The organism is Aeromonas sp. R4-1 (genome assembly GCF_040908325.1).
Lineage (GTDB): Bacteria > Pseudomonadota > Gammaproteobacteria > Enterobacterales > Aeromonadaceae > Aeromonas > Aeromonas veronii.
In genome coordinates this window covers 1-11,955 of record NZ_JBFODM010000041.1, presented here as the reverse complement: position 1 = coordinate 11,955, position 11,955 = coordinate 1, and the positions used below count along the sequence as shown (strand labels likewise).

The following is an 11,955-nucleotide window of genomic DNA, read 5'->3' as shown; positions in this document are numbered from 1 at the left end:
TAGAGAGAACGATCAAGGTCAATACCAGCAAGAGCCGAACCTATTCGTTCTTTCGGCAAGGGGTCATCTATTACCAGTTGCTACCTAAAATGAAAGAAGCCAATGCGGTCTTGTTGATGGATAAATTTATCTACTACCTGAAGCAACACCGCTTATATACCCGCACACTTGGAATTATTTGAGTCTCTAAAAATGAGGGGATCTCTGAGCAACCAGCCGGGTGCGGGTGACTATGATGTCGTACTTGCTGCTGTCCAGCTCCAGACCGGCGCCGATAGAGTTGAGGGAGTCAAAGCCAAGCAACCCCCGCTGTTCCCCCAGATATGCGGTATGGGCCCCCTCCAGTACATAGCGCACCGGTCTGTCGAGCAGTGTCCAGTCAAACAGCGGGGCCCGGCGGCGCAGATAGAGACCGAGGTTCTCCGCCTCGGCGTGACCACGGACGCTGGTCGAGGTACCGCCAAAGCTCTGCAGGTGCTGGTAGGAGTAGCGCACTTCGATATCGATATCCTGCGCCTTTGAAAAGAGCTCGTAGTCGAGCATCAGCGAGCCGCCCAGTCCGTACATATTGAGCTGCCCACCATCGAGAAAATCCAGCGAGTAGCCCTTGGTGCGCTCCAGCAGCCAGTTGCCGATCCGCAGATCGCTGGCCATGGTACCGAGCGAGACGTTGGCGATGGGGCGCAGCACCCAGTGGCCACCGCGCGGGTCTTCATGGAGGGCGATATCCCAGCCGATCCCGCCAGAGGCGGTCAGGCTGTTCCACTTGGTCGGGAGGGTGCGGCTCTCGGTACCGTTGCTCACCACAAACTGGGGATCGTAACGGCTAAAGCCGATCGCCCCTTCCAGATAGATGGGCACGGCTTCACTCATGGTGGCGCCGCCGCCGATCTGGGTCATGTTGAGGGCGGCAGATTGATTGGTGCCGCTGCCGATATCGAGGTTGCTGGCGGTGATGTCGGGCACCACGGTGAAGGTCATGAGCGAGAGCACCGCATTGGCACGCTCCTGTGCCCACTCCTGATCCTGTGTTGCGGACTTGACGGCGCTGCCGGATAGCGCCAGCAGCATTGGCAACAACATCTGCAATAAAGAGGAGCAAGAGCGGTGCATGAGTGTGGTTCCCGATAAGCGGCGTCTGGTTGCCCTGGCTTTACTGTAGCGAGCTTCCCGGAGGTTGGCACGGAGCTAAGAGGGGGGAATAAGCGCCGCTTGCGGTCGGTTGCCGCTGAGGGGCAAGCCTTTGCCACACCAACGGCACGCCTTTGCAGTTTGTCGCTAAAGCTTGGCCTCTTGCCGCCGATATCTCTTGTGAGATCGTGTGGAGGACAAGCAATTGAACGCTTGGGTGTTGGGGTTGGTCAGCATATCCGTGAGTATGCAGTTACAGGCTGGGGTCACCGAATTCGGTGCCGGTCTGGATCAATCCGTCTGGCGTTTGACCTCCGATACCCAGATTGAGTGTCGCCTCGAACACCCGATCCCCAACTGGGGAACGGGGGCCTTTGTCAGCCGCGCCGGGCGCAAGATCAACCTCGACTTTGAGCTCAAGGGCAAGCGGCCACAGGCCCAGACCCAGACGGTGAGCCTTGGCATCATGCCGCCGGTATGGCGCCCAGGGATTGCCGGGCGAGAAGTGAGTCAACTGCGCTTCTATCAGCAGTTCGATGGGCTGGTGGAGGGGCAAACCGCCTGGACCATGCTCGATGAGCTGGAGGGGGGACGAATGCCCACTTTCCAGTATCGGGACTGGTATCGCCAAAACCGTGCGGTGCGAGTATCGCTTTCGTCGGTTAACTTTCGGGTCAAATATCAGGCCTTTATCGACTGCCTGAGCGGGCTCTTGCCCTACAGCTTCAACGACATCGCCTTTAGCGTGCTTACCTACGACAAGAACAGCGATCAGCTCTCCATCCCCTCCAAGCGGCGGCTGGCGATGATCAGCGAGTTTATCAAGGCGGACAAGAGCATCGACGTGGTGGTGATCGATGCCTACAGCGACAGCTATGGCGGCCGCTGGCCGAACCTGAAGCTATCCGAGAAACGGGCCGATGCCATCAAGAAGGTGTTTGTCGATCTGGGGATCGATCCCGGCAAGATCTCGGTGGAGGGGCATGGTGAGAAGCAGCACGTTGCCTCCAACGAAACCGAACAGGGTCGTGCCAAGAACCGGCGGGTGGTGATCAGCATGGGGCGCAATGGCGAGATCTAGCGCCGTCCTAGGTCAGAGAAGCATAAAAAAGAGCGCATCTGCGCTCTTTTTTGATCCTGCCATTAGGCAGCGGGATTAGGGCTGCTTAGAAGCTGTCACCGAGGCCAGTACCGGCATCTTTCTTGGCAATCAGTTCAATCTTGTAACCGTCCGGATCTTCGACGAAGGCGATGACAGTGGTACCGCCCTTGACCGGGCCCGGTTCGCGGGTGATCTTGGCACCGGCGGCGCGCAGGGCATCGCAAGTGGCGTAGATGTCGTCCGCTTCCAGCGCGATGTGGCCATAGGCTGAGCCCAGTTCGTACTCGCTCACCCCCCAGTTGTAGGTCAGCTCGATCACCGCTTCATCCTTCTCGTCACCGTAGCCAACGAAGGCCAGGGTGTACTTGTACTCGCTGTTCTCGCTCTTGCGCAGCAGCTTCATGCCAAGGACGCGGGTGTAGAAGTCGATGGAGCGTTGCAGATCGCCGACACGCAGCATGGTATGCAGAATTCTCATTGCTCAGTTCTCCGGGTTGGTGATGTGTACTGCTTTCAATCTCGGTTGCGAGGCTATCAGCTCTCTGGATAGACCTTCTCTTTGTACTCGCACAAGTCCTCGATGATACAGGAACCACAACGGGGCTTGCGAGCCAGACAGGTGTAACGCCCATGCAGGATCAGCCAGTGGTGGACATCCAGCTTGAACTCGGCGGGCACTACCTTGAGCAGCTTCTCCTCCACCTGATCCACGTTCTTGCCTACCGCAAAGCCGGTGCGGTTGGAGACCCGAAAGATATGGGTATCGACGGCGATGGTGGGCCAGCCAAAGGCGGTGTTGAGCACCACGTTGGCGGTCTTGCGACCGACGCCCGGCAGGGCTTCCAGCGCTTCGCGGTTCTCCGGCACCTCGCCGCCGTGGCGCTCCAGCAGGATGGCGCAGGTCTTGATGACGTTCTCGGCCTTGGTGTTGAAGAGGCCAATGGTCTTGATGTACTCCTTGAGCCCGTCCACCCCGAGATCCAGCATCGCCTGCGGGGTATTGGCCACCGGATAGAGCTTGTCGGTCGCCTTGTTGACGCTGACATCGGTTGCCTGCGCCGAGAGCAGCACGGCGATCAGGAGTTCAAACGGCGAATTGAAGTTGAGCTCTGTGGTGGGGTGCGGGTTGTTTTCCCGCAGTCGCTCGAGGATCTCTCTGCGTTTCTGGTTGTTCATGCCTTGCGTCCGATCATAGCTCGGTCGCCCGGACGCGGGCCGGGGCAGCGTTGCAGTGGGCTACGGTAACGGCCTGTTTGCGGTCCCGCCAGTCGTTGATGGCGTTCTTGGCGGCGATCAGCAGCCCCAGCCCGATAAAGCCGCCCGGCGGCAAAATCGCCAGCAGCAGGCTGGCATCGGCGTGGAACAGCTCGATGCGCAGGGATTTGGCCCACTCGCCCAGCAGCAGCTCGGCACCATCAAACAGGGTGCCCATGCCGATGATCTCGCGCATGCCGCCCAGTACCAGCAGCACCAGAGTAAAGCCAAGGCCCATCATCAGGCCGTCGAGGGCCGCCAGCAGCGGCGGATTCTTGGAGGCATAGGCCTCGGCGCGGCCAATGATGACGCAGTTGGTGACGATGAGGGCGATAAAGATGCCGAGCGCCTGATAGAGGCCATAGGTGTAGGCGTTCATCAGCAGCTGCACGCTGGTCACCAGCGAGGCGATGATCATCACATAGACCGGAATGCGAATATCCTTCGGCACCCAGTTGCGCACCAGCGAGACGGCGAGGTTGGAGCAGACCAGCACCGCCATGGTGGCAAGGCCCAGTCCCAGCGCATTGGTAAAGGTGGAGGAGACGGCGAGGGTCGGGCAGAGCCCCAGCACCTGCACCAGCGAGGGGTTGTTCTTCCACAGCCCCTGACTCATCAGCTCCTTGAGCTCGCCCTTGCGGCTTTCCAGCTCGGCAATCGGGGCAGCGCTCGTTTCAATCTGTTCCATCTGGTTCATGATGGCTCGACTCCGTTAGTTCGCCGCCGGACAAGCCGGGGCGTTGCTGAGCAGTTCGGGTTGCTCCTGCTGCAGTTTCAGCAGGTTCTTCACCGCCTTGACCACGGCTCGCGGGGTGATGGTGGCGCCGGTAAAGGCATCAAACTCGCCGCCATCCTTCTTCACCGCCCACTGGGGCTCGTTGTCATGGGTCAGGAATTTTCCGGCAAAGCGGTTGATCCAGTCCGATTTCTTCAGCTCGATCTTGTCACCGAGACCTGGGGTCTCGTTGTGAGCGAGCACGCGCACGGCTGTGATAGTGCCCTTGGCATCAAAGCCCGCCACGATGCGGATCGCCCCGCTGTAACCATCCGGCGCGATCGCCTCCAATGCATAGCCGGTCACCACGCCATTCTTGCTGGCGGTATAGAGGGCTTGCGGCTGATCGCTGCCGAGATACTTCCTGCTGGTCACCTGCTTGCAGCTGGCCACCAGATCGTTGTCATAGCTCCCCTCTGGCAGCAATACCGAGAGGGTCTGCTGCTTCTCCAGCTGCTGCTGGTGGGCGATTTTATCCTTGGTCAGTTCGTTGGTCAGTACCACCAGCGCGGTACAGCCGAGCGCGAACATCGCCAGAATAAGGCCGTTCTTGCGCATGCTCTTTAACATGTCCGGGCTCCGTCAGCTGTGATGGGGGAAAAGGGCAGAAACATCATTGGCGACGAGCTCCATACACTTTCGGGCGAGTCAGGCTGTCAATAAACGGCACACAAAGGTTGGCCAGCAGCACGGCAAAGGCGAACGCATCGGGATAGCCGCCAAAGCGGCGGATGATGTAGACCAGCACCCCGATCAGCACGCCATAGACCAGTCGGCCGCGCGGCGTGGTGCAGGCACTGACTGGATCGGTGGCGATAAAGAAGGCCCCCAGCATGGTCGCGCCGCTAAAGAGATGGAACATGGGCGTGGCAGTCGCATCCGGGCTTACCAGATAGCCGATGGTGGAGGCCGCCAGCAGGGCACCGAGAATCGCGGTGGGAATGCGCCAGTTGATCACTTTCTGTTGCAGCAGGAACAGGCCGCCCAGCAGATAGCCGAGGTTGACCCAGCTCCAGCCGATTCCGCCCCAACCCTCAAACAGCGGGCCGCTCAGGATCTCGCCGGTGGTGAGACCCTGAGTCAGGCCGGTTTTCAGGGTATCGAGGGGGGTCGCCATGGTGAGACCATCCACCCCCTGCTTGAGCTGGGCCATGCTGTAGCCGTCGAGGCTAAAGCCGGTAAAGATCACCGACGCCGCATCACCAAAGCCGAGGCTGTAGGCGCGCACGCTCTCCGGCGGCAGCCAGCTGGTCATCTGCACCGGGAAGGAGACCAGCAGCAGCACATAGGCGACCATGGCCGGGTTGAACAGGTTCTGACCCAGTCCGCCGTAAAGGTGTTTGGCGACAATGATGGCAAAGGCAGTGCCCACCACCAGCATCCACCACGGCAGCAGCGGCGGCAGGGAGAGACCGATCAGCACGGCGGTGACCGCCGCACTGCCATCCATCAGGGCAGGCTTGATGGCGCGGCCCCGCAGCTTGAGCACCAGCGCCTCGCACAGCAGCGCAGTGACCAGCGCCAGCAGGATCTGGATAAAGGAGCCCCAGCCGAAGAACCAGGTCTGGGCCAGCAAGCCCGGCATGCAGGCCAGGATCACCAGCAGCATCAGGGTTCGGGTCTGTTTGCGGTTATGGGCAAACGGCGCAGTCGCAATATTGAACATGAGTCTGTCGATTACCTTGTGGTTGTTCGGTCGGCTGACGGGGCATCTTCCGCGGCAGTCTCTGCTGCTCTGGCCGCCTCGGCCGCCAGCTTCTTCGCCTTGGCGCGGGCCACCGCGGCTGCAATGGCCGCTTTTTTCGGATCAACCGGGGCATCAGCCACAGGGGCGCTCGCTTCAGGCGCGGCAGTGACGGCAAGTGGTTGCTCACTGCTGGCTGCATCGCTTTGCATCGGCTCGGCCGGTGCGCGCTCACCCTCAGTTCCGGCATTTTCTACCTCAGCACTGGTACTTGCGCTCTGCTGGGCCAGTTTTTTGGCCTTGGCCCGGGCGATGGCAGCGGCGATAGCGGCCTTCTTGGGATCGACCGCTGCACTTGCAGCCGTATCGCTGTGGCTGGTGGTTACTTCGCTCTTGGCTAGCGCCACGTCGCGGGTCTCCGCGCTTGCTGATAGCTCACCTTGCGTACCCTCAGCACCGGCACTTGCGCCCTGCTGGGCCAGTTTTTTGGCCTTGGCACGGGCGATGGCAGCGGCGATAGCGGCTTTCTTGGGGTCAACTGCTTCGCTGGCCGCCGTATCGCTTTGGCTGGTGGTTACTTCGCTCTTGGCTACCGCCACGTCGCGGGTCTGTGCGCTGGCAGTAGGCTCACTCAGCGCACCTTCAGCACCGGCACTCTCGCCCTGCTGGGCTGCCTTTTTGGCCTTGGCGCGGGCAATGGCAGCGGCGATAGCGGCTTTCTTGGGATCAACCGCTTCGCTGGCCGCAGATGGCGCATCGCTTTGGGTTGCAGCCGTTTCGCTGGTGCCGGCGGTGTCTGTCAGATCGTCCTCAGCGCTGTCACCCTGCTGGGCCAGCTTCTTGGCCTTGGCACGAGCGATGGCTGCAGCGATAGCCGCTTTCTTGGGATCGACGGGCGCATCGCTTTGGGTGTCTGGTTCAGTTGCCGCGCTGTTGGCTGCGCTTACCGGCTCGCCACTGGCTTCGGCCTTTTTGGCTTTGGCACGGGCAATGGCGGCGGCAATCGCTGCCTTTTTCGGATCAACCTCTGCCTTTTGCTGATCAGCATCTACCGCAGGGGCAGCAACGGCTTCGGCAGTCACAGGCTCGGCGCTCTCGCCAGCCTGAGCGGCTTTCTTGGCCTTGGCGCGGGCCAGTGCGGCAGCGATGGCTGCTTTCTTGGGATCGCTGGCGGGGTCAACCGCCTCGGTGGATTGCAGCGCAGCGGCTGTTTCGCTGTTTGCGCTTTCCGCCAGTTTGGCGGCGCGGCGCGCCTCCGCTTCCCGTTTGCGGGCTTCGCGGGCGGCAATCACGGCGCTGTTGTCAGGCAAGCCCTCTGCGGTGGCGGCAATGGCTGTGATGGGCGCATCCTGCTTGGCTTTGATGCGGGCGAGTGCCGCTGCCACAGGATCCTCCCCGCCTGCGGCCGTCATGGTCTGACGGCGCTGGGCGGCGGCTTCGGCATGGCGCGCTTCGCGGGCCGCTTTCTCCCGCTCGAAGCGGGCCTGCTTGGTCTCGAAACGCTGCTTGGCGCGCTCGGCTTTTTCGGCCTCGGCGCGGGCTTCGCGAATGTCGTCCTTGGCGATCTTGTAGTACTGCACCAGCGGGATCTCGCTCGGGCAGACCCAGGCGCAGGCGCCGCACTCGATGCAGTCCATCAAGTTGAGCTTCTCGGCCTTGTCATACTCCTTGGCCCGGCTGTACCAGTAGAGCTCTTGCGGCAGCAGAGTGGCCGGGCAGGCATCGGCGCAGGCGCTGCAGCGGATGCAGGGCTGCTCCGGGCCGGGGGCAGGCAGCTCGGCCTGCGTCGGTGCCAGCAGGCAGTTGGTGGCCTTGACCACCGGCACCATGGCGTGGGGCAGGGTAAAGCCCATCATGGGGCCACCCATGATCACCCGCTGCTCCGCTTCCGGTTGCAGTTCGAAACGCTGCAACAGCCAGCGTACCGGCGTACCGAGGCGCACCCAGGCGTTGCCGGGCTTCTTGAAGCTGTCGCCGGTGAGGGTGACGATCCGCTCGATCAGCGGCTCGCCGTCGATAATGGCGCGCTTGATGGCAAACACGGTGGCGACGTTGAGCACCATGATGCCGATATCGACCGCGCGGCCACCCTTGGGCACCTGACGGCCGGTGAGCAGCTCGATGGTCTGCTTGGCACCGCCCGAGGGGTACTTGGTCGGCACCGTCTTGACCAGCACATCTTCGTCGGTGGCGTGGTGGGTCAGTTGCTCGATCGCCTCGGGCTTGTTGTCTTCCACCCCGATCAGGGTGAGTTTCGGTTTGAGCAGGTGCTTGAGCACCCGGATGCCATCCATGATCTCGTCAGCGTATTGCTGCATCAGCCGATCATCGGTGGTGATATAGGGTTCGCACTCCAGCCCGTTGACGATCAGGATCTCGGTGAGCTGGCCGCGGCCGTCGAGCTTGCTGTGGGTGGGGAATACGGCGCCGCCAAGGCCCGCTACCCCCGCCTGCTGAATGCGCTCGAGCAGCTCACCCCGCTCCAGATTCCAGTAATCGGGTTTGCCATTGCGCTCGCCCCACTCATCCTCCCCATCCGGGGTGAGAATGACGCAGAGATCGCCGAGCCCAGAGGGGTGGGCAACCGTGTGGTTGCCAATCTCGGTGATGGTGCCCGAGGTAGAGGCATGGACAGGGACGATCCGCCCCTTGGCATAACGGGTCAGCGGCTGCCCTTTTTTGACCTTGTCGCCCACCTGTACCAGCAGATCGCCGGCGGGGCCTGCGTGCTGGCGCAGCGGAATAATGAGGCGTGGCGGCAGACCGGCGTCTACCACCGGGCTCTGGCTTGATTGCAGCTTGTTGTCGGCGGGGTGAATGCCACCGTGAAAGTCCCAGAGCGTGCCGGCTTTGATACGTTCGAGTAAGGAATGCATGGTTGCTCCGCTGTTTATTCCACTATCTTGACCGGAATCTTGCCCGGAACATGCACGTTATTAAGATCCCACTTCCAGTTATCGACCGTGGTGGGCACCGGGATCATCTCGATGCAGTCGGTCGGGCAGGGATCGACACAGAGATCGCAACCGGTGCACTCGTTGGCAATCACGGTATGCATCGCCTTGGTGGCGCCGACGATGGCATCCACCGGGCAGGCCTGAATGCACTTGGTGCAGCCGATGCACTGATCTTCGTGGATAAAGGCGACCTTCTTGACCTGCACTGCGGCCTCGTCACTGCCCCCCAGCGGCTGGGGCTCGACCCCCATCAGATCGGCAATTTTGCGCATGGTGGCCTCGCCACCGGGTACGCACTTGTTGATCTGATCGCCGTTGGCGAGCGCCTCGGCGTAGGGTTTGCAGCCGGGATAGCCGCACTGGCCACACTGGGTCTGGGGCAGCAGGGCATCGAGCTGGTCGACGATGGGGTCTGCTTCCACATGAAACTTGACGGCGGCAAAGCCCAGGATAATCCCGAACGCCAGCGCCAGCAGGGTGAGCACCAGAATGGCAAAGAGAATATGGATCATGGTTATATCTTGATAAGGCCGGTAAAGCCCATAAAGGCCAGCGACATCAGACCGGCGGTGATCATGGCAATCGACACCCCGCGAAACGGGGCGGGCACATCGGCGGCGACCAGACGCTCGCGCATGGCGGCAAACAGGATCAACACCAGCGAGAAGCCGGTGGCGGCGCCAAAGCCGTAGATCACGCTCTGGATAAAGTCGTGTCGCTCATTGATGCTGAGCAGCGCCACCCCGAGCACCGCGCAGTTGGTGGTGATGAGGGGCAGGAAGATCCCCAGCAGGCGATAGAGGGTCGGGCTGCTCTTGCGCACCACCATCTCGGTAAACTGCACCACCACGGCGATCACCAGAATAAAGGCGAGGGTGCGCAGATAGGCGATATCCAGCGGCAGCAGGATATAGTGCTCCACCAGATAGGAGCTGGCACTGGCGAGGGTCATCACGAAGGTGGTCGCCAGCCCCATGCCGATGGCGGTTTCCAGCTTGCCGGAGACCCCCATAAAGGGGCAGAGGCCGAGGAATTTCACCAGCACGAAGTTGTTAACCAGCACGGTGCCGATCAATAAAAGCAGGTACTCAGTCATCAATTACCGTCACTGAAAGTCGGGTTATCGGGGTTTGAAGGCGGGCGGTATTATCTGACGTTAGGGCCAGTTAAACAACCGCAAGGCCGCATGGTTATTATGCAACTGGATAATTTAGCCGGGGTTTTGGGCGAGAATCCGGTGGGTTTTGCGTCATCTTCCCACCGGGTGAGAAGCCTTACTAACCAACAGCCAGTTTGGCGGCCTCTTTCCACATAAATGGCGGCATCGGAGTAGTGAGACGCCATTTAATGTTCATCGGTTGGCTGCCAGTGTGGGATACGTACTCCACCTCACCAAAGTTCACAAAGCCAAGGGTGCGGCCAAATTCATCTTTGCTCTGCTCACGAACGAACAGAAACAAGCGCTTACCTTCTGCTCTGTGGTTTATGTAACTCAGCCCCTTACCCCGTTCTGGGCGAGCGCTGTTTTGGCTCTGCCAATGAAACAGCGACTCGTTGATGGCGTAGTCGTGATAACGGGTAGTGGGGGAGAAGTGCTGTTCCGTTTTGTTCAAGGTCACGAACAGCAACTCGATATTTTGCTCTGCGATGACATAGACCCCTTCGCGAGCCGTGGGTTGCTGCGCGAAGGTGGTCGCGCCAAAGCCAACCAGCACCTGCTCTCTGGCATAGCGAGCATGCAGTTGCAGCGGATTACCGGGAAGGTTTGGCATGGCGCTTTGTTCGTGTTGCACCCGGTTGAGCAGCATGGGCAACAGATCTGCCAGCTCGGCCCTTAACTCTGGTTGATTGAGTTGTTTCAGGCTGTGCGCCAAGGAGCTAAAGCCTGCATTGGGGCCGCTCTGTTGCCAGAAGTCGTAATGGCACATCAAGGCCATACGTTCATCGTGTTCGGCCGTTAAGGTAAAGCGCGAATTCAACTTCGAAGTGCGACACTCGCCTATGCCGCCTGACGGTACTCTTCGAATACCTTGACAGGCTGCCTGAATCCGAGACATTTCCGAGGTCGTAGGTTGAGCCACTGCTCCGCTCTCCTGACATCCTCGTCCGTGACCTCTCTCAGGTCTGTTCCCTTTGGGATAAACTGCCTCAACAGCCCATTGCTGTTCTCGTTCAGACCGCGCTCCCACGAAGAGTAAGGGTGCGCAAAGTAAGTCTCGGCACCCAGCGCTTCCTCTATCGCCTTGTGTTCGGCAAACTCGCCGCCGTTGTCAAAGGTGATGGTATGCACCTGCTCGATGTAGGGCGTTAACATCTCGATTATCGCATCCCGCACCACCCCAGCCTGTTTGCTCGCGACCCGCTTGACCAGATAGAGCCGGCTCTTGCGCTCCACCAGGGTGACCAGTGCACCTGTGCCTTGCTTGCCCAGCACCGTGTCCGCCTCCCAATCACCGAGCCGCTCCCGGCTATCGACGATAGCCGGCCGTTCATCAATAGAGCGGGCTTCCTTGATGGGAGAACGCAGGCTGCTCGCCCCCTTGCGGTAGCGCTTGTGGCCCTGGCGCAGATGGCGGTACAACTGGCCACCCCGGGCTTTGTCGGCGGCCACATGGCGGTATATCCACTCGTGACTCACCATGAGGCCTATCTGCTTGCCCACCGCGCTTATCTGCTCCGGGCTCCACCACCAGGCGAGTGTCAGCTCGACAAACTGGATGACATCGGCAGATAGCCGAGATTTGGCCGCACTGGCCCGTCGGTGGGTGGCGTGCTGATGCGCATTGTCTGGCTGGTAGCCCTGCGGCCCGGCGTTACGACGCAGCTCCCGGTAGAGGGTGGAGCGATGAACGCCAATGGCGCGTGCGGTGGCAAGGATGGACATCCCCTGTGCGCGAAGCACCGATAACTGGTATCGTTGCCCCTCGGTCAACTGCTGATAGCTCATGGTGATACTGCTTTTACTTTGGCGAGCAGAAGGGTACCACCAATCAGCAGTTGGCCACCTCTCGCCATTCATCCATGAGTGTCGCACTTATTATCTGAATTCCCG

The 11,955-nt window shown here is 60.7% G+C and carries 11 protein-coding genes and 2 pseudogenes; 2 read left to right on the top strand and 11 right to left on the bottom strand.

Annotation, left to right across the window (positions count from 1 at the left end; translation table 11 throughout):
• Nucleotides 1-182, top strand: a pseudogene (locus tag AB5Y90_RS07085) (IS4 family transposase); the annotation flags it as partial.
• A 4-nt stretch (nt 183-186) separates the two neighbouring features.
• Here AB5Y90_RS07085 and AB5Y90_RS07080 read toward each other — a convergent pair.
• Nucleotides 187-1,113 carry an autotransporter domain-containing protein gene (locus AB5Y90_RS07080; protein WP_368166726.1) on the bottom strand — a complete coding sequence of 309 codons (927 nt, stop codon included), beginning with the start codon at nt 1,111-1,113 and terminating at the stop codon, nt 187-189.
• Nucleotides 1,114-1,336: 223 nt separating this feature from the next.
• Between AB5Y90_RS07080 and AB5Y90_RS07075 the strand changes: the two genes are divergently transcribed.
• The gene (locus tag AB5Y90_RS07075; protein ID WP_005337611.1) at nt 1,337-2,212 is read left to right on the top strand and encodes an OmpA family protein; all 876 of its coding nucleotides are present in this window, start codon (nt 1,337-1,339) and stop codon (nt 2,210-2,212) included.
• Between the two features lie 85 nt (nt 2,213-2,297).
• On the opposite strand, the gene gloA is transcribed toward AB5Y90_RS07075, so the two are convergent.
• The 10 genes and pseudogenes from gloA to AB5Y90_RS07025 all read right to left on the bottom strand — a co-directional run bounded on the left by gloA (nt 2,298) and on the right by AB5Y90_RS07025 (nt 11,850).
• On the bottom strand, nt 2,298-2,711 hold the full coding sequence (gene gloA / locus AB5Y90_RS07070; RefSeq protein WP_005347113.1) for a lactoylglutathione lyase: 414 nt from the start codon (nt 2,709-2,711) through the stop codon (nt 2,298-2,300).
• A 56-nt stretch (nt 2,712-2,767) separates the two neighbouring features.
• On the bottom strand, nt 2,768-3,409 hold the full coding sequence (gene nth / locus AB5Y90_RS07065) for an endonuclease III (RefSeq protein WP_005337609.1): 642 nt from the start codon (nt 3,407-3,409) through the stop codon (nt 2,768-2,770).
• 13 nt (nt 3,410-3,422) lie between these two features.
• Nucleotides 3,423-4,175, bottom strand: a complete 753-nt coding sequence (locus AB5Y90_RS07060; protein ID WP_368166727.1) for an electron transport complex subunit E — start codon at nt 4,173-4,175, stop codon at nt 3,423-3,425.
• Between the two features lie 24 nt (nt 4,176-4,199).
• The gene (rsxG, locus tag AB5Y90_RS07055) at nt 4,200-4,832 is read right to left on the bottom strand and encodes an electron transport complex subunit RsxG (protein WP_021230643.1); all 633 of its coding nucleotides are present in this window, start codon (nt 4,830-4,832) and stop codon (nt 4,200-4,202) included.
• Between the two features lie 43 nt (nt 4,833-4,875).
• Nucleotides 4,876-5,928 carry an electron transport complex subunit RsxD gene (gene rsxD / locus AB5Y90_RS07050; RefSeq protein ID WP_307895127.1) on the bottom strand — a complete coding sequence of 351 codons (1,053 nt, stop codon included), beginning with the start codon at nt 5,926-5,928 and terminating at the stop codon, nt 4,876-4,878.
• A gap of 11 nt (nt 5,929-5,939) precedes the next feature.
• The gene (gene rsxC / locus AB5Y90_RS07045; protein WP_368166725.1) at nt 5,940-8,822 is read right to left on the bottom strand and encodes an electron transport complex subunit RsxC; all 2,883 of its coding nucleotides are present in this window, start codon (nt 8,820-8,822) and stop codon (nt 5,940-5,942) included.
• A 14-nt stretch (nt 8,823-8,836) separates the two neighbouring features.
• Nucleotides 8,837-9,415, bottom strand: coding sequence for an electron transport complex subunit RsxB (gene rsxB / locus AB5Y90_RS07040; RefSeq protein WP_204419234.1), 579 nt, complete (start codon nt 9,413-9,415; stop codon nt 8,837-8,839).
• Nucleotides 9,416-9,417: 2 nt separating this feature from the next.
• Nucleotides 9,418-9,999, bottom strand: coding sequence for an electron transport complex subunit RsxA (rsxA, locus tag AB5Y90_RS07035; RefSeq protein WP_005337600.1), 582 nt, complete (start codon nt 9,997-9,999; stop codon nt 9,418-9,420).
• Between the two features lie 181 nt (nt 10,000-10,180).
• A pseudogene (locus tag AB5Y90_RS07030) lies at nt 10,181-10,870 on the bottom strand (DUF3427 domain-containing protein); the annotation flags it as partial.
• A 32-nt stretch (nt 10,871-10,902) separates the two neighbouring features.
• A complete protein-coding gene (locus AB5Y90_RS07025; RefSeq protein ID WP_019706001.1) occupies nt 10,903-11,850 on the bottom strand; it encodes an IS30-like element ISAs2 family transposase in 948 nt (315 codons plus the stop codon).
• Between the last annotated feature and the right edge of the window lie 105 nt (nt 11,851-11,955).

What these genes read in the sequence shown, in the direction of transcription:
- nth (WP_005337609.1), bottom strand. Translation starts at nt 3,409, where the DNA reads ATGAACAACCAGAAACGCAGAGAGATCCTCGAGCGACTGCGGGAAAAC.
- rsxA (WP_005337600.1), bottom strand. Translation starts at nt 9,999, where the DNA reads ATGACTGAGTACCTGCTTTTATTGATCGGCACCGTGCTGGTTAACAAC.
- rsxC (WP_368166725.1), bottom strand. Translation starts at nt 8,822, where the DNA reads ATGCATTCCTTACTCGAACGTATCAAAGCCGGCACGCTCTGGGACTTT.
- gloA (WP_005347113.1), bottom strand. Translation starts at nt 2,711, where the DNA reads ATGAGAATTCTGCATACCATGCTGCGTGTCGGCGATCTGCAACGCTCC.
- rsxD (WP_307895127.1), bottom strand. Translation starts at nt 5,928, where the DNA reads ATGTTCAATATTGCGACTGCGCCGTTTGCCCATAACCGCAAACAGACC.
- rsxB (WP_204419234.1), bottom strand. Translation starts at nt 9,415, where the DNA reads ATGATCCATATTCTCTTTGCCATTCTGGTGCTCACCCTGCTGGCGCTG.
- AB5Y90_RS07060 (WP_368166727.1), bottom strand. Translation starts at nt 4,175, where the DNA reads ATGGAACAGATTGAAACGAGCGCTGCCCCGATTGCCGAGCTGGAAAGC.
- rsxG (WP_021230643.1), bottom strand. Translation starts at nt 4,832, where the DNA reads ATGTTAAAGAGCATGCGCAAGAACGGCCTTATTCTGGCGATGTTCGCG.
- AB5Y90_RS07080 (WP_368166726.1), bottom strand. Translation starts at nt 1,113, where the DNA reads ATGCACCGCTCTTGCTCCTCTTTATTGCAGATGTTGTTGCCAATGCTG.
- AB5Y90_RS07025 (WP_019706001.1), bottom strand. Translation starts at nt 11,850, where the DNA reads ATGAGCTATCAGCAGTTGACCGAGGGGCAACGATACCAGTTATCGGTG.